This window comes from Brevundimonas sp. UBA2416 (assembly GCF_002343105.1).
Classification (GTDB): Bacteria; Pseudomonadota; Alphaproteobacteria; order Caulobacterales; family Caulobacteraceae; genus Brevundimonas.
This window is the reverse complement of the sequence record NZ_DDRM01000043.1, coordinates 39,300-57,555: the sequence shown is the minus strand read 5'-3', so window position 1 is coordinate 57,555 and position 18,256 is coordinate 39,300. Positions and strand designations below refer to the sequence as shown.

At 68.7% G+C, this 18,256-nt stretch carries 20 protein-coding genes and 1 pseudogene; 8 read left to right on the top strand and 13 right to left on the bottom strand.

The window, feature by feature from the left end; all coding sequences use genetic code 11:
* The first annotated feature begins 38 nt into the window (after positions 1–38).
* Positions 39–575, top strand: coding sequence for a DUF3828 domain-containing protein (locus tag B3E43_RS14070; protein WP_292030557.1), 537 nt, complete (start codon positions 39–41; stop codon positions 573–575).
* On the opposite strand, the gene B3E43_RS14065 is transcribed toward B3E43_RS14070, so the two are convergent.
* From B3E43_RS14065 to B3E43_RS14055, 3 genes are read right to left on the bottom strand one after another with little or no spacing between them, the layout of a single operon-like run.
* A complete protein-coding gene (locus B3E43_RS14065; RefSeq protein WP_414631365.1) occupies positions 568–1,491 on the bottom strand; it encodes a bifunctional riboflavin kinase/FAD synthetase in 924 nt (307 codons plus the stop codon). The genes B3E43_RS14070 and B3E43_RS14065 overlap by 8 nt on opposite strands.
* Positions 1,492–1,498: 7 nt before the next feature.
* On the bottom strand, positions 1,499–1,960 hold the full coding sequence (locus tag B3E43_RS14060; protein WP_414631364.1) for a MaoC family dehydratase: 462 nt from the start codon (positions 1,958–1,960) through the stop codon (positions 1,499–1,501).
* 29 nt (positions 1,961–1,989) lie between these two features.
* Entirely contained in the window at positions 1,990–2,859 is an 870-nt protein-coding gene (locus B3E43_RS14055) for a TIGR01459 family HAD-type hydrolase (protein ID WP_292030555.1), read from the bottom strand.
* Positions 2,860–2,961: 102 nt separating this feature from the next.
* On the opposite strand from B3E43_RS14055, the gene B3E43_RS14050 reads away from it, so the two are divergent.
* On the top strand, positions 2,962–3,309 hold the full coding sequence (locus B3E43_RS14050; protein ID WP_292030553.1) for a glycine zipper 2TM domain-containing protein: 348 nt from the start codon (positions 2,962–2,964) through the stop codon (positions 3,307–3,309).
* A gap of 10 nt (positions 3,310–3,319) precedes the next feature.
* On the opposite strand, the gene B3E43_RS14045 is transcribed toward B3E43_RS14050, so the two are convergent.
* Positions 3,320–4,588 carry an EAL domain-containing protein gene (locus B3E43_RS14045; RefSeq protein ID WP_292030551.1) on the bottom strand — a complete coding sequence of 423 codons (1,269 nt, stop codon included), beginning with the start codon at positions 4,586–4,588 and terminating at the stop codon, positions 3,320–3,322.
* 109 nt (positions 4,589–4,697) lie between these two features.
* Here B3E43_RS14045 and B3E43_RS14040 point away from each other — a divergent pair, with 109 nt between their 5' ends.
* A complete protein-coding gene (locus B3E43_RS14040) occupies positions 4,698–5,468 on the top strand; it encodes an SDR family NAD(P)-dependent oxidoreductase (protein ID WP_292030549.1) in 771 nt (256 codons plus the stop codon).
* A 31-nt stretch (positions 5,469–5,499) separates the two neighbouring features.
* Entirely contained in the window at positions 5,500–6,390 is an 891-nt protein-coding gene (locus tag B3E43_RS14035; RefSeq protein ID WP_292030590.1) for a lysophospholipid acyltransferase family protein, read from the top strand.
* Here B3E43_RS14035 and B3E43_RS14030 read toward each other — a convergent pair.
* The 4 genes from B3E43_RS14030 to xseA all read right to left on the bottom strand — a co-directional run bounded on the left by B3E43_RS14030 (position 6,360) and on the right by xseA (position 9,665).
* The gene (locus B3E43_RS14030; RefSeq protein ID WP_292030547.1) at positions 6,360–6,872 is read right to left on the bottom strand and encodes a response regulator; all 513 of its coding nucleotides are present in this window, start codon (positions 6,870–6,872) and stop codon (positions 6,360–6,362) included. The genes B3E43_RS14035 and B3E43_RS14030 overlap by 31 nt on opposite strands.
* Before the next feature lie 110 nt (positions 6,873–6,982).
* Complete coding sequence (locus tag B3E43_RS14025) at positions 6,983–7,813, bottom strand: M23 family metallopeptidase (RefSeq protein ID WP_292030545.1); 831 nt, start codon at positions 7,811–7,813, stop codon at positions 6,983–6,985.
* Positions 7,810–8,010 carry a DUF2093 domain-containing protein gene (locus B3E43_RS14020; protein ID WP_292030543.1) on the bottom strand — a complete coding sequence of 67 codons (201 nt, stop codon included), beginning with the start codon at positions 8,008–8,010 and terminating at the stop codon, positions 7,810–7,812. Before B3E43_RS14020 ends, B3E43_RS14025 begins: the two co-directional genes overlap by 4 nt.
* Before the next feature lie 47 nt (positions 8,011–8,057).
* On the bottom strand, positions 8,058–9,665 hold the full coding sequence (xseA, locus tag B3E43_RS14015; RefSeq protein WP_292030541.1) for an exodeoxyribonuclease VII large subunit: 1,608 nt from the start codon (positions 9,663–9,665) through the stop codon (positions 8,058–8,060).
* A gap of 238 nt (positions 9,666–9,903) precedes the next feature.
* On the opposite strand from xseA, the gene B3E43_RS14010 reads away from it, so the two are divergent.
* The 3 genes from B3E43_RS14010 (at position 9,904) to purD (ending at position 13,309) form a co-directional block, all read left to right on the top strand.
* Positions 9,904–11,751, top strand: coding sequence for a serine hydrolase domain-containing protein (locus B3E43_RS14010; protein WP_292030539.1), 1,848 nt, complete (start codon positions 9,904–9,906; stop codon positions 11,749–11,751).
* Positions 11,752–11,820: 69 nt separating this feature from the next.
* Positions 11,821–11,976 carry a hypothetical protein gene (locus B3E43_RS14005; protein WP_292030537.1) on the top strand — a complete coding sequence of 52 codons (156 nt, stop codon included), beginning with the start codon at positions 11,821–11,823 and terminating at the stop codon, positions 11,974–11,976.
* A 49-nt stretch (positions 11,977–12,025) separates the two neighbouring features.
* Positions 12,026–13,309 carry a phosphoribosylamine--glycine ligase gene (gene purD, locus B3E43_RS14000; RefSeq protein ID WP_292030535.1) on the top strand — a complete coding sequence of 428 codons (1,284 nt, stop codon included), beginning with the start codon at positions 12,026–12,028 and terminating at the stop codon, positions 13,307–13,309.
* Between the two features lie 9 nt (positions 13,310–13,318).
* On the opposite strand, the gene B3E43_RS13995 is transcribed toward purD, so the two are convergent.
* The gene (locus tag B3E43_RS13995) at positions 13,319–14,935 is read right to left on the bottom strand and encodes an AbgT family transporter (RefSeq protein WP_292030534.1); all 1,617 of its coding nucleotides are present in this window, start codon (positions 14,933–14,935) and stop codon (positions 13,319–13,321) included.
* Positions 14,936–15,166: 231 nt separating this feature from the next.
* Between B3E43_RS13995 and trhA the strand changes: the two genes are divergently transcribed.
* A complete protein-coding gene (gene trhA / locus B3E43_RS13990) occupies positions 15,167–15,829 on the top strand; it encodes a PAQR family membrane homeostasis protein TrhA (RefSeq protein WP_292030533.1) in 663 nt (220 codons plus the stop codon).
* Positions 15,830–15,859: 30 nt separating this feature from the next.
* On the opposite strand, the gene B3E43_RS13985 is transcribed toward trhA, so the two are convergent.
* From B3E43_RS13985 to B3E43_RS13965, 4 genes and pseudogenes are all read right to left on the bottom strand, one after another.
* Complete coding sequence (locus tag B3E43_RS13985) at positions 15,860–16,252, bottom strand: hypothetical protein (RefSeq protein ID WP_292030532.1); 393 nt, start codon at positions 16,250–16,252, stop codon at positions 15,860–15,862.
* Positions 16,253–16,294: 42 nt separating this feature from the next.
* Positions 16,295–16,993 carry a murein L,D-transpeptidase catalytic domain-containing protein gene (locus tag B3E43_RS13980; RefSeq protein WP_292030531.1) on the bottom strand — a complete coding sequence of 233 codons (699 nt, stop codon included), beginning with the start codon at positions 16,991–16,993 and terminating at the stop codon, positions 16,295–16,297.
* 399 nt (positions 16,994–17,392) lie between these two features.
* A pseudogene (locus tag B3E43_RS13970) lies at positions 17,393–17,569 on the bottom strand (adenosylhomocysteinase); the annotation flags it as partial.
* A gap of 76 nt (positions 17,570–17,645) precedes the next feature.
* Positions 17,646–18,230: a CYTH domain-containing protein gene (locus B3E43_RS13965; RefSeq protein ID WP_292030529.1), complete on the bottom strand. Its 585-nt coding sequence runs from the start codon at positions 18,228–18,230 to the stop codon at positions 17,646–17,648.
* Between the last annotated feature and the right edge of the window lie 26 nt (positions 18,231–18,256).

Below are 18,256 nucleotides of genomic sequence, written 5' to 3'. Positions count from 1 at the left end.
CGGGCCGGGATATAGTCGGGGCCAGACCGGAGGTTCCCATGCGCCTGTCCCTGATCGCCGTCGCCGCCTGTGCCGCGCTGGCCGCCTGTTCGTCGCCCGAGGGCGAGGCGACTGAGCCGGCCGACGCACCCGCCGCCCTGCCGCCGGGTCGTCCGGCCATCTATGAGGCCGCGCGCGTCGGGCCGGAGGAATTCGTGCGGGCCCTCTACGCCGTCCACGCGACGCCGGGGGCCAGTATGGGAGAGCCGCTGCAGCCGGGGCAGGATCCGATCTACGACCGGATGCTGAACGCCATGATCGGCGCTGATTTCGCCAAGGCGGCGGGAGAGGTTCCGACGCTGAACTATGACCCGATCTGCGACTGCCAGGACAGCGAGGGCTTCAGGCTCGATTCTGTGACGGTGACGCAGTCGGGGCCGGCCGCGGCCGAGGCGGCGGTGGTGTTTACAAACGCCGGCGAGACCAAGCGGCAGACGCTGAAACTGGTGAAGGAGGGGCCGATGTGGAAGGTCTCCGATGTGCTGGTTCCGGGGCGGCCGGCGCTGACCGAACAGCTGATGGCGGCGATCAGCTGAGCAAGGCGCGGGCAGCCGCCGCGTCGGCGTCGATCTGCAGCTTGAGCGCCTCGAGGCCGTCGAACGCCATTTCGCCGCGCAGGAAGCCGACCAGTTCGGTCTCGATGGTCTGGCCGTAGAGGTCCTCGCTGAAGTCGAACAGCCAGACCTCGAGCAGGGGCTGGTCGATCTCGAACATGGGACGGACGCCGAGGTTGGCGACGCCGTCGATGACGCGACCGTCGGGCAGACGGGTGCGGGTGGCGTAAACCCCGTAGGCGGGGCGCATGTAGTCGCCCATCGCCACGTTTGCGGTGGGGACGCCGATGGTGCGGCCGCGCTTGTCGCCGTGGATGACCTCGCCCTCGATGGCGAAGGGACGACCGAGGATGGCGGCGGCGCGGGCCATGTCGCCGGCCTTGAGCGCCTCGCGGACGCCGGAGGACGACAGTTTCAGCCCGTCGCCGTCATCGATACGGTCGACCACGGTGACACCGAAGCCCAGCGCCTCGCCCTGGCGGCGCAGGCCCTCGGCCGAGCCGGTACGGCCCTTGCCGTAGGTGAAGTCGAAGCCGACGGCGGCGTGGCGGATGCCGAGGCCATCGACCAGAACCTGCCCGACAAACGCCTCGTCGGTCATGGCGGCCATGGTGGCGTCGAACGGCAGCAGGTGCAGCCGGTCGACGCCCAGCGGGGCCATGGCGCGGGCCATCTGGGCCGGTGTCATCAGGCGGAAGGGGGCGGCGCCGGGCTGGAACCAGCGGCGCGGATGGGGGTCGAAACTGACCACGGCCAGCGGGGCGCCGAGCCGGTCGGCGGCTTCGCGGGCCCGGGCGATAACCGCCTGATGGCCGCGATGGACGCCGTCGAAGGCGCCGATGGCGACGGCGGCGCCGCGAAGCCGGTCGGGCAGGCCGCGCCAATCGGTGACGATCACGACCAGGTCAGTCCTTCGCGGGGCGCCGGCGGCGGGGGACGCGGACCAGGGCGACGCCGTCCATGACCCGCTTGTCGTCGACGAAGCCCTCGCAATCCAGCTCGACGCGGGCGCTTTCCGGATCGACGGATTTGACGCTCACGCGGACCAGGACGGTCTCGCCGATCCGCACCGGCTGATGGAAGCCGAGGGTCTGGGACAGGTAGATGGCGCCGGCGCCGGGCAGGATGGTGCCGACCACGGCCGAGCCGAAGGAGGCCGTCAGCAGGCCGTGGGCGATGCGGCCGCGATAGGCGGTCTTCGAGGCGAAGGCCTCGTCCATATGCACCGGATTGAAGTCGTCCGAGGCCTCGGCGAACTGCTGGATGCGCTGTTCGGTGACGAGGATGTGGGTCTCCGCCGTCATGCCGACGTGGAGTTCCTCGAGGATGTAGCCGCCGGAGGGGTGTTTCGTGACAATTTCGGTCATGGCCCGGCCTTAGCCTGAATCGAGGGTGGTCACCACGTCAGATCGAGGGCGGCGTAGCGGGCGTATGTCGTCTCGGCCTTCAGCAGGTCGGCCGCGCGGGCCGGATCGAGGCGGCCGTCGGCGCCCCGTGCGGCGTCGCCGTGGATCCCCTGGGCGATGAAAAGGCAGTCGAGCGCCTGTTTGTTGGCGCCGAGCACATCGGTGACCACGCCGTCGCCGATGCACAGCACGCGCGACCGGTCGACCGGACGGCCGAGTAGCCGTTCGCCCTCGGTCAGGGCCAGGCCGTAGATCGGGTCAAAGGGCTTGCCGGCCATGGTGACGCGGCCGCCGAGGCTTTCATACAGGTCGGCGAGGGAACCCCCGCAATAGATCAACCGGTCGCCGCGCTGCACGACGCGGTCGGGGTTGGCGCAGATCAGCTCAAGGCCGCGGGCGGCGCCAGCGGACAGGCGGTCGCGATAGTCCTCGGGCGTTTCGGTCTCGTCATCGACCGGGCCGGTGACGGAGATGAAGGCGGCGTCGGCGGCGCCTTCGGCGGTCTGGAGACCAAGGCCGTCATAGAGAGGCCAGTCGCGATCCGGGCCGATGATCCAGGCCGGGCCAGGCGCGCGCTTCGCCAGCTCGTGCCGGGTCGCGTCGCCCGAGGTGACGACGGCGCGCCAGCTGTCGCGCGGTACGTTCAGGGCATCGAGTTGGACGACCACGCCGGGCGCGGGGCGCGGGGAGTTGGAGATCAGCACGACATGGCCGTGGTCGCGGTTGAACCGGCTCAGGGCCTCGCAGGCCTCGGGCCAGCTTTCGCGCCCGTTGTGGATCACGCCCCAGACGTCGCAGAGCAGGAGGTCGTAGCCGGCGGCGATGTCGGACAGGCCGGAAAGGGCGTGGGGGAGGGTCATGGGGGGCTGATAGCGGGTTCGGCCGCACGGGTGAAGGCGGAGCGCGCCGGAACACCCCCTCGTTCCCCGCGTTCGATCTCCGGGGCCAGAGGGAGAGACGATATGCGGTCCATTCTGACAATGACGGCGGTTGCAGGTTGCGGGCTGGTGCTGACCGGGTGCGCGACCATGGGCGATGGATACGCCTCGGCCTGCGAGCGCGACTATGAGCGGAACCGGCAGTATGCGACGGGCGCCGGGGCGGCGCTGGGCGCGGCGGTCGGGGCGGCGGTGGCCGGTCGCGACAACCGCGAGGAAGGGGCCGCTATCGGCGCCATCGCGGGGGCGCTGATCGGGCGCGAACTGTCCGAGGAGGACGATCCCTGCGGCTATGGCTTCGGCGGGTATAACCGCGACTACCGCTACGGGCGGGAGCGGGTCTATTGGCGGGATGACGGACGGCGCCGGTAGCGCGTCGGCCCTATCCCATCCGCCGCCGGTGATCCGCGCTCCGCAACGTCGAGCGGATGAAGTCGGCGGGCGGGTCAGTTTCGGCCAGCACGGCTTCCTTGATGGCGCGGGGTTCGCCGAAGAGGTGGCCCTGGCCCATGCTGACGTCCAGCTCGAGGATGTCGACGATCTGGCGCTCGCTCTCGCATTTCTCGGCGATCAGTTCGATGCCGTAGCGGCGGGTCAGGCCGGCGAAGTCGGCGGCGGAGATGTCGCGCAGGGAGGGCAGGGCCGAGGCGCCGTCGAGGTCGAGCAGCTGTTCGATGAGCAGGTCGGCCGCCACCTTCATGAATTTCACATCGGACCGCTGCAGGTCGGCGAAGTCGAGGTCGAGGGTCTGGACCTTGTCGATCGAGAAGCGGAAGCCGAGGTCGGCCAGCTTGGCCATGTTGCGGGCCTCGACCGCGCCGCGGGCGTCGAAGGTGGCCTGGCCCAGTTCGAAGATCAGGGCCTGGTTGAGGTCGCGGTTCTCGCTGAGGAAGTCGAGGAACTGGGGGAAGAAGGTCTCGTCGCCGAGCGAGGACAGGGCGACATTGCAGAAGACACCGACCTTGCGGTCCTGACGCGCCAGACGGCGAACGATCTGGGCGCAGCGGAACAGCAGCAGGTTGTCGATGGCGGGGACCAGACCCTCACCCTCGGCGACCGAGAGATATTCCGCCGGCATCATGACCCGGTCGTCGGCGGCGCGCAGGCGGGTGAAGCTTTCGTAGAAGATGGTCCGGCGCTGGGGCAGGGAGACGACCGGCTGGAGGTAGAGGTCGACCCGGTTCTCGGCCAGGGCCTCATGGATCGTGGCCAGCAGGACGTTGGACTGTTCGCGGTGGCGGGCCTCGTAGGGATTGGTCGGGGCCGGCTGGGCCGCGCGCTGTTCGAGGGTTTCGCTCATCTGCTGGATCAGGGTCTCCAGCATGCGGACCTCGCCCGAGAGCGCCTCGGTGGAGGTCACGGCGCCGGACTCGATGGCCTGGGCCAGTTCGGTGAGGGCGCCCTGTGTCGACTCCATGGCGTCGGCCAGCAGCCGATGGGCCTCGCGAACCTGTTCGATCTCGTTGCGCAGGGCGGCCTTGTCGGCGCGGCCGGTGATGGCGGCGTGGACGGCGACCAGCAATCCCATGGTGGCGATGGCCCCCGCTGCGCCCGCGCCGGCGCCGAGGCCCGCGCGCCACACGAAGGCGCCGACCGTCAGGGCCAGGAAGAGGTAGCCGAAGAACAGGAAGGCCTGGGTGAGTGCGCGCATTGGAAACGGATGGTCCGTCTTCCCGGATGGAATCGCCCGAGTATCGGGGTATCAGAGCTAAACGCCTAGCGTTCGTGCACGGATTCTCCCCACTTCTTCGAGGTTAACGATGGAATTGTTCGATCTGAGCGGCAAGGTCGCGATCATCACCGGCTCCTCCAGGGGCATCGGCAAGGCGATCGCCGAACGGATGGCGGAGCACGGCGCCAGGGTGGTCATCAGCTCGCGCAAGGCCGGGCCCTGCGACGAGGTCGCCCAGGCGATCAATGCGAAGCACGGCGAGGGCCGGGCGATCGCCATCCCGGCCAACATCGCCTCGAAGGAAGACCTGCAGCGGCTGGTCGATGAGACCAATGCCGCCTTCGGCAAGATCGACATCCTGGTCTGCAACGCCGCGACCAATCCCTATGCGGGGCCGATGGCGGGGATCAATGACGAGCAGTTCGGCAAGATCCTGCAGAACAATGTCGTGTCCAACCACTGGCTGATCCAGATGGTCGCGCCGCAGATGCTGGAGCGGAAGGACGGGTCGGTGATCATCGTCTCGTCGATCGGGGGGCTGCGGGGCAACGCCCTGATCGGCGCCTACAACATCTCCAAGGCGGCGGACATGCAGCTGGCGCGGAACCTGGCGGTGGAGTGGGGCCCGTCGAACGTGCGGGTCAACACCATCGCGCCGGGCCTGGTGCAGACCGACTTCGCCAAATATCTGTGGGAGAACCCCGAGCTGCTGAAACAGGTCACGGACCCCGCGCCGCTGAAGCGGATCGGCCAGCCGGACGAGATCGCGGGAGCGGCGGTGTATCTGGCGGCGCCGGCTTCGGCCTATATGACCGGCCAGACGCTGGTGGTGGACGGCGGGATCACCATTGCCTGGTGAAGACGGCAAGCGCGTGGGTTTCCGCCAGGACATGATCTGGCGGCTGGAGTCGGCGGCCTTCGCCGGCTTCATCGGTTTCATGCGGCTGCTGGGCGTCGAGCGGGCCTCGGCCCTGGGCGGCTGGTTGCTGCGGACGCTGGGGCCGAAGACGGGGACGCAGCGGACGGTGATGCGGAACCTGCGCATCGCCTTCCCCGACATGCCGCAGGCCGGGCGCGAGGCGCTGGCGCTGGCGCAGTGGGAACAGACCGGCCGGGCCTTCGCCGAGACGGCGGTCATGGACATTCTGGTCAAACAGAACCGGATCGAGGTGGTCGGGCTGGAGCGGCTTCACGCCATTCGGGACAGCGGCCGGCCCGTGGTGTTCGTGGGAGGGCATTTCGCCAATATCGAGACCCTGGCGGCGACCATTACCGGCTCGGGCGTGCCGTGCCAGATTACCTATCGCGCGGCCAACAACCCCTATGTCGACGCCCAGATCATCGCCGCGCGGTCGCGGTACGGGGTGAAGCTGTTCGCGCCCAAGGGCGGCGACGGGGCGCGGGAGCTGCTGGCGGGGATGGCGCGCGGCGAGTCCGTGGCCCTGATGAACGACCAGAAATTCTCGGAGGGGCCGGAGGTCACCTTCTTCGGCCAGCCGGTGAATGCGGCGCCGGGGCCGAGCCGGCTGGCGCTGCGCTTCGGGACGGTGCTGCAGCCGATGTCGGTGGTGCGGCTGCCGGGGGTGCGGTTCCGGCTGACGGTCTATGAGCCGATCGAACTGGAACCGACGGGCGACCGGCAGGCCGACATCGCGCGCGGCGTGCAGGCGATCACGCGCTTCATCGAGGACCGGGTGCGGGAGAGTCCGGTCGACTGGTTCTGGGTCCACAAGCGGTGGCCCGACCGGGTCTATGCAGCGCTGGAATCGCCCGTAGCCTGATCCGCGGCGCGGCGAAGAGGGCCCTTGTAGTTCGACGTGTTGGAACGCCGACGGTCCGGGCCAAAATAGCCGTCGGTCTTCACGAAGGGACGCGGACGGAAGATCACCGCCTGGATGCGGTCGAGGATGGCCTTGGCGGTGATCGGCTTGACCACAAACTCCGTCACCCCGGCGTCGCGCGCCTCAAAGACGCGGCTCTTCTCCGAATGACCGGTCATCATGATGATCGGCAGGTAGGGATTGGCGGTGTCGGGGCTGTTGCGGACCAGGCGGGTGAATTCGACGCCGTCCAGCGGGAACATGTTGAAGTCGACGATGGCCAGGTCGACGGCTTGTTCGCGCAGGATTTCCAGCCCGGCGGCGCCGTCAGAGGCTTCGCGCACCTTGCGCACGCCGGCAGACTGCAGCACCGCGGACGTGATCGCCCGCATGTGCTGGTTGTCGTCGACCAGCAGAACCTGGAGTGCCTGAAGAGATGACATAAATCGGGGCCGTGCCGGAATCGGCGGGAGGTCGGTCAATTTAAGGGGTGAATCGTTATCCGTCCATGACCGATCAACGTTCAGTCAGGCGGGTAACGGGTTACGCACGTTCAGGTTTTCACGAGCAGCGATGGATCGAGATTGCGATCACGCCACTTCATGCGCCAGCACAGGTGGGGTCCGGTGGTCCGGCCGGTCATGCCGACACGGCCGACCGGGTCTCCCCGCCGCAATTCCTGGCCCGCGGCCACGTCGAGGCGGGACTGGTGGAGGTAGGCTGTAATCAACCCCTGGCCGTGATCGATCAGGACCAGACCGCCTTCGAAATGCAACCCTGGCTGGGCAAGCGCGACACGGCCGGCGGCCGGCGCGCGGATCACCGTCCCCTGCGGCGCCGCCAGATCGATGCCGTAGTGGGGCCGCGCCGGGGTGCCGTTGAGGACGCGCTGGCTGCCCCAGCGGCTGGTCACGCGGAAGCTCTCGAGCGGCCAGTCGAAGCCGTCGCGGAAATGGTCGGCGTCGATGCGGCTGGCGAACCCCTCGGTCTTGACCAGGATCTCGCGTTGGATGCGGGCCAGAAGTTCGGGGTCAGAGGGTTCGACGGTAGAGGGCGGCAGGCCGTTTACGCTGGTGCTGGGGAACCGGCCGCGGGCGATGTCAAGCGTGCGGCCGGTGCTGCGACCGTCGAGGCGGGCCTCGATCTGGACGCTGCCTGCCGCGTCGCGGTCGAAGCCGATGATGAAGGCGCCGTCGGCCGAGGCGGCCGTCAGGGATTCGCCGTCGACGAAGATCAGGGCGCGGGGCCATGTGCGGCCGAGGGCATGGCCGCCCTGCACGAAGCGGCCGGTCAGGGTGAGGCCTTCGTCTTCCTGCGCCTGCGCCGCACTGGCGGCGAGCAGGGCGCCGGAGCCGAGAACGACGCTCCGGCGGTTCAGGATCACGCGACCTGGCCCAGCCGCTGGAAGGCTTCGTCGGGGCCGGCATAGGCCTCCTGCAGGCTGACCGACCAGTAGCGCAGGGTCTCGAGCGGGATGGATTTGCCGCTGACCGCGCAGGTCACGAAGCGGCCGGGCTTGAGCACGGCGAACTCGCCGTCGCCGTAGTGGAGTGTCGCCTTGGCGGTCTGGGTCTTGGGCATGGTCGCAGGCTAGCCCGCGGTTGTAGTCCGCGCCAAGGGCTTCGCGCCTAAAACAGGTCGCCCTGGCCGGGCGGGGGCGCTTTCGGCCTTGGCGCGGGCGATGGTTTCGGCCGAACGGGCGGCGGGTCTCCCTCGCCGTCGATCCGCGCGCCGCGCGATCCGTCGGCGAAGACGAGGCGGACGGCCTGACCGTCCTGCAGGCCGGCGGCGGCGGAAATCATGGCGCCGTCCTCGCTCTCGACGCGGGCGAAGCCGGGCTTGGGGGTCTTCGGGTTGAGGCCGGACAGGGCGCGGGACAGGGCGGCGAGGCGGGCCGTGTCGGCTTCGAGCCGCCGGGGAAGGGCGTCGAGCCGGGTTCCGATGGACTCAAGCCGCGCCGCGCGCTGGTCCAGACGGCGATAGAGGGGCTCGGGCGACAGGCGGGAGAGGGCGCGCAGCAGGCGGTGCTCATGGGCCTTCACATTGGCGCCGAGACCGGAGCCGAGGCGGGTCGAGACGGATTCCAGCCGGTCGCGGCGCCGCTCCATGGCGCGGTCGAGCAGCGCAGGCGTGAGGCGGCCGGTGACGCCGACGAGGGCGCGTTCGTGCAGGGCGACATTGCGGGTCAGGCCCGAGGCGAGGCGGCTGCCGGCGTGGTCGAGCCGCTGTTGCGGCAGGGCGAGGACGTCCTCCGGCCGGGCAGGCAGGCCGCGGGCGGCGGCGCGCAGGCGGGTGCGGCGGTCCTCGAGGATACGGCCCCCGGCGCGGGCGAGGCGGCGTTCGAAATCGGCGACGGCGTACTGCAGGTCGGCCAGCACGGGCGTGGCGATCTCGGCGGCGCCCGTCGGGGTCGGTGCGCGGCGGTCCGAGACGAAGTCAATCAGGGTGGTGTCGGTCTCGTGCCCGACGGCCGAGATGATCGGGATGGACGCGGCGGCCACGGCGCGGGCCAGGGCCTCGTCATTGAAGGCCCAGAGATCCTCGACCGAGCCGCCGCCGCGGGCGACGATGACCACGTCAGGGCGCGGAACGGCGCCACCGGGCGTCAGGGCGTCGAAGCCCCGGATGGCGGCGGCGACCTGGCCGGCGGCGGCGTCGCCCTGGACGACGCAGGGCCAGACGATCACGCGGCACGGCCAGCGTTCGGCGATGCGGTGCAGGATGTCGCGAATAACGGCCCCGGTCGGACTGGTGATCACCCCGACCACGGCGGGGAAGGTGGGGATTGGCGTCTTGCGGCCCGGTTCGAACAGTCCCTCGCCGGCCAGTTTGGCCTTCAGCCGCTCGAGCTGGGCCAGCAGGGCGCCGGCGCCGGCGGCCTCCATGGTCTCGATGACGATCTGGTAGGACGAGCGGGCGGGGTAGGAGGTGATCTTGCCGGTGACGATGACCTCCAGCCCGGACTCGGGCCGGACGCCGAGGCCGCGGACCGACCCCTTCCAGATCACGCCGTCGATGGCGGCCTTGTCGTCCTTGAGCGTCAGATAGACGTGGCCCGAGGCGTGGTGATTGACCTTGGAAATCTCGCCCCGCAGCCGGACATGGCCAAATTGCTCTTCAAGCGCGCGCTTGAGAGCGAACGACAGTTCCGAGACCGTCCGGGGCGGATTGTTGTCCCGCGCGGGCGCTGGCGGTTCGTCAGCCGGGCCCTCGAAGACGTAGGAGTCGTCGCTCATGGGGGCAGGGTAGCGGGGCCCGAAGGCGGGGGGAATGGGCAAGGGGAACGCCGGCGCGGGGCGGGGCGACCCCAACAGGAGGGCGGGTCCTTCCGGGCGGTCAACGGCTGGCGAGATGAAGGGATCAGTGCTTGTCTATAACAAGGTACCTTGCGATAAGTAGGTACCTTGTTATAGATAGTTCCGGTCGCGCTCCGGAGCTCCGGGCTTCCGGGGGCGTTGTTGGGGGTCAGGCGCAATGAAGGTTCGAAGCTGGGCGGCGGCCGCTCTGGTCGCCCTTGCTGTTTTCGCAACGGATGTTTGCCGGGCGCAGCCGGCGACACCGCAGTCGCTTTCAGAGCTCGATACTGCCGTCGCTGAGGTACTGGCCGACGCCCGCGTTCCCGGCGCCGCCCTGATCGTCATCGAGAACGGGCGTGTCGTTTTCCGCAGAAACTACGGCGTTGCGGACCGCGCCACACAGGCCCCCGTTGTCGATGGGACCGTGTTTCGGGCCGGCTCGATCAGCAAGAGCTTCACGGCGATCGGGGTGATGACGCTGGTTGAGGAGGGTCGCCTCAGTCTGGACGCCGAGGTCGCCGACCTCCTGCCCGATCTTTCAATTCGCAATCCCTGGCGCGGGACCGATCCGGTCCGGTTGGTCCATCTGCTGGAACATACTGCGGGCCTCGACGATATCGCTTTCCGTCACTACTGGCTCGAAGGGAGGGACGTCCCGCTCTCCGATGCGGTCGGGTTGTACGGACCCTACCAAAGCCGCTGGCGTCCAGGAACGCGAACCTCCTACAGCAACGCCGGCCCGATCATGGCAGGCCGGGTGATCGAGACTGTCAGCGGCGAGCGCTTTCAGGACTTTATGGCGCGGCGGCTGACCACTCCGATGGGCATGACCAGCGCCTCCTGGACCCTGACACCAGAAATGGCGGTCAGGCTGTCCAGGAGCTATCGGGCAGGTGACCTGACCGAGGAGCGATTCATGGACATCCCGGGCCGCCCGAGCGGCTCGTTGAACTTGACCGCGAGCGATCTGGCGCGCCTGCCGTTGCTCATGCTCGGGCGCGGGACGCTGGACGGCGTGACCTATTTCTCGCCGGCGACGGCCCGGCGCATCGAGACCCCCGCGGGCAGCAACGCGGCGCGCGCGGGCCTGGATTACGGATACGCACTCGGCAATGTCGCCGATACGCAGGGCCGTGTGGTGTTCCATGGGCATGACGGCAGTATCGACGGGTTTGTCGCAACCTATGCCTATGCCCCGCAGATCGGCGCGGCCTATGTTCTGATGGCCAACAGTCCCGCCGGAGAAGTGCTGGACGCGGCGGGACTGGTGCGACGCTATCTTGAACGCCAGGTCGCGCCCCCTGTGGTCGTCGCGCAGCCGATCTCCGAGCGGAACCGGCGCGCCTGGGCAGGCCAGTATCAGACCATGACACCCCGCCGTCGCCTCCTCGCGGCTCTGGTCGGCCTGACCCAGTGGGAGGGGGCTTCGTTCGAATCCGACGCCCTGCTGTTCAAGGGGCGACGTTGGCTGCATGTCGGCGAAGGTCTTTTTCAGGCCGAAGGCGACGCCGCGCCGGGCCTGGCGATCATCGAGACCAGCACGGGGGTGCGCATCCAGTCAGGCATCGGTGCGCATCGTCGGGTTCCGGGGCCGGAGATGTCAGCGAAGATCGCCTCGGTGGCGCTGTTCACATTCGGCCTCTTGAGCGCACTGGCCTATGCCTGCCTGTGGGCGCTGAGCGCCCTCATGGGCCGGCTGAAAAGCCGGGGCGGGCTGGCGCTGCGACTTTTGCCGTTCCTCGCCATCCTGTTCAGCGCGGCTGCCGCGCTCGCCCCGCTGGCTCTGTTGGCGACGGATGATCTGACGGTGCTGGGCCGCCCATCCGTCGCGGGGTGGAGCATCTTCGCTATTTCACTCGCGGCCCCGATACTGGCGGTCGTCGCGCTGGCGAAGGGCGTCACGCCCCCCGGCGACGCCAACCGGGTCTCCCGTATTTTCGCGGTCTCCTGCGCACTGCTGGCGTGTGCAGCCTGTCTCTATCTTGCCTTCCACGGCTGGATCGGACTGCGGATCTGGAATGCCTAGGCCGGCCGGGGTACGACGCTCCGGCCGAACCCGCTGGAACTCCCCGCCCGCCGCCGTCATTGTCCCTGCATGGCCGACCCCCGCAACACCGATCCCGAAGACAGGGACCCCCGCGAGCGCGAACTGGGGCGGCGCAGCGACGGGCCGGCGATGAGCCCCTGGCTGGTCATCGGGTCGCTGCTGCTGCTGGGCGTCGTGGTCTATGTGATCTCGGCTGTCCTCTGATTACCGGCTGTGACTTGACCGCCTTCGCAGTCGCGGTCATTGCGCCCCTATGAATATCCTGCTGGTCGGATCAGGCGGGCGCGAGCACGCCCTGGCGTGGAAGATCGCCCAGTCGCCGCTGACGCGGCGGCTGGTCATCGCGCCGGGCAATCCGGGCATGGAGAAGCTGGGCGAGCTGCGGCCGATGAAGGTCACCGACGCGGACGGGCTGTGCGCCCTCGCCCGGGAGATCAAGGCTGATCTGGTGGTGGTGGGCCCCGAGACCGCCCTGGAGGCCGGACTGGCCGACCGGCTGGCGACGGCGGGCATTCCATGTTTCGGACCGACGGCGAAGGCGGCTCAGCTGGAGACCTCCAAGGCCTTCTCCAAGGCCTTCATGGAGCGGCACGAAATCCCCACGGCGGGTTTCGGCGTCTATGAGCGGCTGCATGAGGCGCGGCAGGCGCTGACGGTTTTCAAACCCCCCTATGTGATCAAGGCCGACGGTCTGGCGGCGGGCAAGGGCGTGGCCATCAGCCCGACCAAACGCGACGCCGAGGGCGAGATCGAGCGGATGCTGGGCGGCCGGTTCGGCACGGCCGGGGCGCGGGTGGTGATCGAGGAGTTCATGGACGGCGAGGAAGGCTCGCTGTTCGCCGTCTGCGACGGGACGCGCGCCGTGCTGCTGGGCGGGGCGCAGGACCACAAGCGGGCCTATGACGGCGACCTGGGCCCGAACACGGGCGGGATGGGCAGCTATTCGCCGGCGCCGGTGTTCACCCCCGAGTTGGTCGAGGCGGCCGACCGGCTGGTCGTGCAGCCGGTGGTGGCGGCCATGGCGGCCGAGGGCATGCCCTATCGCGGGGTGCTGTACGCCGGGCTGATGGCGACGGAGGACGGGCCCAAGGTGGTCGAGTTCAACGCCCGCTTCGGCGATCCGGAGTGCCAGGTGCTGATGATGCGGCTGGACGGGGATGTGGTGCCCCTGCTGCTGGCCTGCGCGCGGGGCGACCTGACCCGGGCGCCGCTACCGGCGTTCCGGGACGAGACGGTGATCTGCGTAGTGCTGGCGGCCTCGGGTTATCCCGACAGCCCGCTGGAAGGCTCGATCATCCGCGGCGCCGAGCAGGATTTCGGCCCACATGTGCAGGTCTTCCACGCCGGGACCCGCCGTCGCGCCGACGGCCAGCTGGCGGCGGCGGGCGGCCGGGTGCTGAACGTCTGCGCGCGCGGCAAGGACATCGCGGAGGCACGCGCACGGGCCTATGCCGTGGTCAAGAAAATCGACTGGCCGGGCGGGTTCCACCGCACGGACATCGGCTGGCGGGCGCTGGAGCGGAACGCCCCGACCTGAGTCCTCGGGTCAGCCGGGCGCGTAATAGGTCGGCGAGCCCGGTCCGACCGGAAGGCCGAAGCCGAACACCCACAGGAAGAACATCGCGGACCAGGCAAGGGTGAAGAAGATCGAATAGGGCAACATCATCGCGATCATGGTGCCGATGCCGACATTCTTGTCGTAGCGCGTGGCCCAGGCGAGGATCAGGCCGAAATAGCTCATCATCGGGGTGATGATATTGGTGGTGGAGTCGCCGATCCGGTAGGCGGTCTGGATCACCTCGGGCGAATAGCCGATCAGCATCAGCATGGGCACGAAGATCGGCGCGGTCAGGGCCCACTGGGCCGAGGCCGAGCCGATCATCAGGTTCACGAAGGCGCAGATGGCGATGAAGCCGATGAAGATCGCCGGGCCGGTCATGCCGGTATTCTGCAGGAAGATCGCGCCGTTGACCGCCGAGATGGCGCCGAGGTTGGACCAGTTGAAGAAGGCCACGAACTGGGCCGCGAAGAAGACGATGACGAGATAGAGTCCCAGGGTCGACAGGCCGGACGCCATGCCGTCGATCACGTCGCGATCGTTCTTCACCGTGCCGACGACCTTGCCGTAGGCGACGCCGACGGCGAGGAAGAAGAGCAGGATCCAGACCGCGAAGCCGGTGAAGAAGGGCGAGCGCAGCCGGTCGCCGGTCTCGGGATCGCGCAGGACGCCCCATTCGGGCAGCAGGGTCAGGGCCATCAGGCCGAGGATGGCGAGCAGCGCAAGGCCCGCCATCCGCAGGCCCTTGCGCTCCTGCCCCGACAGGGGCGCGGCGCCGTCGGTGTTGAGAACCGCAGGATCAGCGCGGGAGGAATCATAACGCCCGAGCTTGGGTTCGACGATGAAGATGCTGACCAGCGACCCGATGATGGTGACGAGGAAGGTTGAGGCCGCCATGAAATAGTAGCTGGCAGTGGCGGTGACCTGGTAGGCGGGATCAATGAGCTGGGCCGCTTCCTCGGTGATGCCGGCCAGCAGCGGATCGATCGTGCCGATCAGCAGGTTGGCGGAATAGCCACCGGAGACACCGGCGAAGGCCGCCGCCATACCGGCCAGGGGGTGCCGGCCCAGCGAATAGTAGACGGCTCCGGCGAGGGGGATGAGGACGACGTAGCCGACCTCGGAGGCGGTGTTGGAGATCACTCCGGCGAAGACGATGGCGACGGTGACGATCCGCGGCGAGGCGCTGAGGACCAGGGCGCGGACGGCGGCCGAGAGGAGGCCCGAGCGCTCGGCCACGCCGATGCCCAGCATCGCCACCAGCACCACGCCGAGCGGGGCGAAGCTGGTGAAATTGCTGACAAGGCCGGTGAATATCCGGCGCAGGCCGTCGGGGTTCATCAGGCTGACTGCGGTGATCATGCCGTCTTCAGACCGGCCCGCGGCGCCGAGCGGACGGGGATCCTCGACCGCCACGCCCATCCAGCCGAACAGGCCCGACAACAGCACCATCGACAGCGCCAGGATGGCGAACAGGGTCACGGGATGCGGCAGCAGATTGCCCAGCCATTCGACGCCGTCGAGGAAGCGGGTGAAGGCGTTGCGCTTGCCGGGAGAGGGCGGGGGCGTTGGGCCTTCGGGGCCGTTCCGGGCGGCGTCGGTCATCAAGGTCCTTGCGATCGGCGGGCGTCCTGGGCGGGCCCGGCCTCTCTCAGGCGGGGCGGCGTCCTCTCGACAGCCAACTAGCTAACCGGGCGGGGGGCGATCATCAACGCGAGGCCGGAGAGGGCGCCAATTCGTCACACCCCCCTGTGTCCTATTGCCCTGACCCGTGCCATCCATGGTCAAGGTTGAGCCGCCGGCGTCAGTAACGCCGGTCATGGAGACAGACGCATCGTGAACGCCGCCGACCTGCCGCCCGAGCCGCCGAGCCACTACCGCGACGGGAAGGAGCGGCTGGCCGATCTGATCGTCCATCTGACCGGGCTGGCGCTGGCGCTGGTGGGCGGAGGGATGCTGCTGGGGCTGGCGATCGGCTTCGGCAACGCCGGCAGCCTGACGGCGGCGGCCATCTATGCGGTCGGGCTGCTGACCATGCTGGGGCTGTCGACGGCCTATAATTTCGCGGCTCCGCGGTTCCAGCCGCTGCTGCGGCGGTTCGACCATGCGGGCATTTTTGTGATGATCGCAGGGTCGTACACGCCCTTCACGACCCAGCATCTGACCGGGGCCTGGGCCTGGGGGATGACGTCGGCGGTGTGGGGCACGGCCATCTTCGCGGCGATGGCCAAGCTGTTCCTGCCAGGGCTGGGCAAGGGGTTCTGGATCGCTATCTATCTGGCCTTGGGCTGGGTGATGGTGATCGCCATCGAGCCGTTCATGCGGAGTCTGGGCCCGGCGCCCCTGATCCTGCTGGCGATCGGCGGCCTGCTATATTCGGTCGGGGTGATCTTCTACGCCAACAAGGCCATGCGCTACCGGCGCGCCATCTGGCACGGCCATGTCGTTGTGGCCGCGGCGGTGCACTGGGTGGCGGTGCTGCTGGCGGTGTTGAAGTAGGGCGGCCCGGGAAAAGGTAGCCAGAGTTCCCTAGTCTTCGGAAACCGGTTCGGGCGCGACGGGAAGTTCGGCCGCGTCCTGTGGAAGCCGGAACGAAAGGATGAACGCCTCGCCATCAGGCATCGCACGGGACGGCGGTCGGGACTCGAACCGTCGGGCGAGATCCTCTGTCCGTTCGCGGGCCCAGATGTCTGCGGGCGGCCGTGATCGCAGGGTGCAGCGGAAATTGCGGCGATACAGGCATTCGTACCTGACGACGATTTCACGGGCGGCGGATGTCGGGGGCGGAGCCACCGTCATATGCAAGTAGCAGACGACCTCATCGCGATAGGCCCGATGGGCGCAGTCGTATGACGCGAAGATCTCGCGAACCGGCTCAGTCGGGATCTGAAGCGGAGTCAGCAGGATCAGGACGCCGATCATGGCCGAAGCCTAGCGGCATCGACGAGACCCCGGCAAGTCCGCTCAGGCCCAGGCGAACAGCAACCGGCCTTCGCCCATGCGCTCGCGCAGGGCCGGGAGGTCGGCGTGGGCGACCGAGAAACAGCCGTAGCTGCGGCCCAGCTTGCCCTCGCGGGCGAGGAAGGCCGGGTCGGCATAGTCGGCGCCGTGGATGATGATGGCGCGCTCGCGGGCCAGGTTGTTGGTGTACTCCAGCCCGTCGAGCAGGACGTTGGGGCCCTGTTCCGCGCCGTGGCTGGCTCCGGCGGTGACATAGGATCCGACCGAGGACATGTGGCTGTCGGGGGTGTTGCTGAAGGTGGTGGCGAAGCCGGTGTGTGCCGGGTCGGAGCCGCGGCCATGGCTGGTGCGCATCAGGGTGATGGCGCCGCCCTCGAGATCGACCTCGTAGAGGCGTTCCTCGCCCGAGAATTTCTTGAAGTCGACCAGATACATGCGGTCGCGTCGGGTGATGCGGTGGTCGTGGATGTCGAGGGCGGCCATGGCCCGGTCCATCAGTTCCTTGCGGACCTGGCTGCGCGGGTCGAGCGGGCGGGTGGTGTTGAGCTGGGAGGTGATGACCTGGGCCGGCCTGGCCGGAAGCTGCGGGCCGGGCGTGACGGTCACGAGCGGCTGAACGCTCGCCGTCTGCGCGGCCGCCGTGGCGCAGCCCGAAAGCATCGCCACGCCGCCCAGAATGAAGCCTCGTCTCGCCAAGCGCATGCGACGCCCCTCGCACGGTTACAGAACAGGTCACGGGTTGTTTCAGTTCGTGACGGGTGTTTCAACCTGAGCCTTGGTCAAGACCCCCGGATGTGTAAGGTGCAAACCCTGTTCCGGGAGGGTTTCGTGAAGCTGATCACACCATTGCTGGCCGCTGCGGCCCTGTTCGCCACAACGAGCGTTGCCGCGCAAACGCCCGCGCCTGCACCGGTTTCCCCTGCGGGGGGAACGACGTTCGTTCAGGTGGGGCGGCTTCTGGCCGACCCGGCCACCGGTGTTGTGCAGCGCGATAAAACTCTCGTGATCGAAGGGAACCGTATCGTCGAAGTGCGCGACGGCTTCGTCGGAGAGGGCCGGGTCGTCGATCTGAGGTCGTCCTTCGTCCTGCCGGGTCTGATCGACAGCCACNNGGATGGTCATGTGCAGGGAGCCGGCGATCCGGGCGCCCTTCAGCGGCTGGTCCTTGCCGAACTCCTCGCGCACGGCCATCAGGCCCGGCATCTCGGTCTCGGCGATGGCGATTTCCTTGCGGCCGTAGTCGGCCAGGGAAAGGTCGCGCACGATGCTGTCGGTCACGCGGTAGCTCCTATTGCGGCGTGAGGGCTCTATAGCCGTCCGGCGGCATCAGGACAACATGGATATAAAGATATCCTTATGTCTTGCCCAGCAGGCGATAGCCGCGTTCAGCCTTGGTCTCGGCGCTCGGCGTCAGCGGCGCGACGCGCGCCAGCCGCTCCGCCAGCGTGCGAAGCGCCGACGGGTTCCCCGTCTTGAGCTCGATCTCAAGCTCCAGAAGCGGGACGGACCGGTGGCCGGCCCGGATTTCGCCCGCGTCGATCACCAGTTCGACCAGGGCGCCGCCCTCCTCGATCATCCGGACCGCGCGCCGACTGGTCACCGTGAATAGTGGGACCAGCGCGGCGCCGTCGGGCAGGGCGGCGGGCGTCTCCGCCAGCAATGCGATCTCCGGCGCATCGGTCTTGACCGGCCATTCCCACTCGTCACGGCCGCCGTCCGCGCCAAGGGCCGACTTCAGGGTCTGGACGCGCTGGTCACCCGAGCGTCGCACGCGCAGGCCGAAACCCTGGCGGCGCAGCCAGTGGTCGGCGGTGTCGAAGTAGATGGCGTGCAGGTCCTTCACGGCCGTCTCGCCCCGCGGCAGAGCGGCCAGCACGGCGTCGGCGGCGTCGCGCGACAGCAGGAACTTCAGCTCGATCTCACGGTCGGGCGCGGTCATGGCCCGGCATCGCGCGTCGCACGCCT

What these genes read in the sequence shown, in the direction of transcription:
- B3E43_RS14070 (WP_292030557.1), top strand. Translation starts at nt 39, where the DNA reads ATGCGCCTGTCCCTGATCGCCGTCGCCGCCTGTGCCGCGCTGGCCGCC.
- B3E43_RS14060 (WP_414631364.1), bottom strand. Translation starts at nt 1,960, where the DNA reads ATGACCGAAATTGTCACGAAACACCCCTCCGGCGGCTACATCCTCGAG.
- B3E43_RS14055 (WP_292030555.1), bottom strand. Translation starts at nt 2,859, where the DNA reads ATGACCCTCCCCCACGCCCTTTCCGGCCTGTCCGACATCGCCGCCGGC.
- B3E43_RS14050 (WP_292030553.1), top strand. Translation starts at nt 2,962, where the DNA reads ATGCGGTCCATTCTGACAATGACGGCGGTTGCAGGTTGCGGGCTGGTG.
- B3E43_RS14045 (WP_292030551.1), bottom strand. Translation starts at nt 4,588, where the DNA reads ATGCGCGCACTCACCCAGGCCTTCCTGTTCTTCGGCTACCTCTTCCTG.
- B3E43_RS14040 (WP_292030549.1), top strand. Translation starts at nt 4,698, where the DNA reads ATGGAATTGTTCGATCTGAGCGGCAAGGTCGCGATCATCACCGGCTCC.
- B3E43_RS14035 (WP_292030590.1), top strand. Translation starts at nt 5,500, where the DNA reads ATGATCTGGCGGCTGGAGTCGGCGGCCTTCGCCGGCTTCATCGGTTTC.
- B3E43_RS14030 (WP_292030547.1), bottom strand. Translation starts at nt 6,872, where the DNA reads ATGTCATCTCTTCAGGCACTCCAGGTTCTGCTGGTCGACGACAACCAG.
- B3E43_RS14020 (WP_292030543.1), bottom strand. Translation starts at nt 8,010, where the DNA reads ATGCCCAAGACCCAGACCGCCAAGGCGACACTCCACTACGGCGACGGC.
- xseA (WP_292030541.1), bottom strand. Translation starts at nt 9,665, where the DNA reads ATGAGCGACGACTCCTACGTCTTCGAGGGCCCGGCTGACGAACCGCCA.
- B3E43_RS14010 (WP_292030539.1), top strand. Translation starts at nt 9,904, where the DNA reads ATGAAGGTTCGAAGCTGGGCGGCGGCCGCTCTGGTCGCCCTTGCTGTT.
- B3E43_RS14005 (WP_292030537.1), top strand. Translation starts at nt 11,821, where the DNA reads ATGGCCGACCCCCGCAACACCGATCCCGAAGACAGGGACCCCCGCGAG.
- purD (WP_292030535.1), top strand. Translation starts at nt 12,026, where the DNA reads ATGAATATCCTGCTGGTCGGATCAGGCGGGCGCGAGCACGCCCTGGCG.
- B3E43_RS13995 (WP_292030534.1), bottom strand. Translation starts at nt 14,935, where the DNA reads ATGACCGACGCCGCCCGGAACGGCCCCGAAGGCCCAACGCCCCCGCCC.
- B3E43_RS13985 (WP_292030532.1), bottom strand. Translation starts at nt 16,252, where the DNA reads ATGATCGGCGTCCTGATCCTGCTGACTCCGCTTCAGATCCCGACTGAG.
- B3E43_RS13980 (WP_292030531.1), bottom strand. Translation starts at nt 16,993, where the DNA reads ATGCGCTTGGCGAGACGAGGCTTCATTCTGGGCGGCGTGGCGATGCTT.
- B3E43_RS13965 (WP_292030529.1), bottom strand. Translation starts at nt 18,230, where the DNA reads ATGACCGCGCCCGACCGTGAGATCGAGCTGAAGTTCCTGCTGTCGCGC.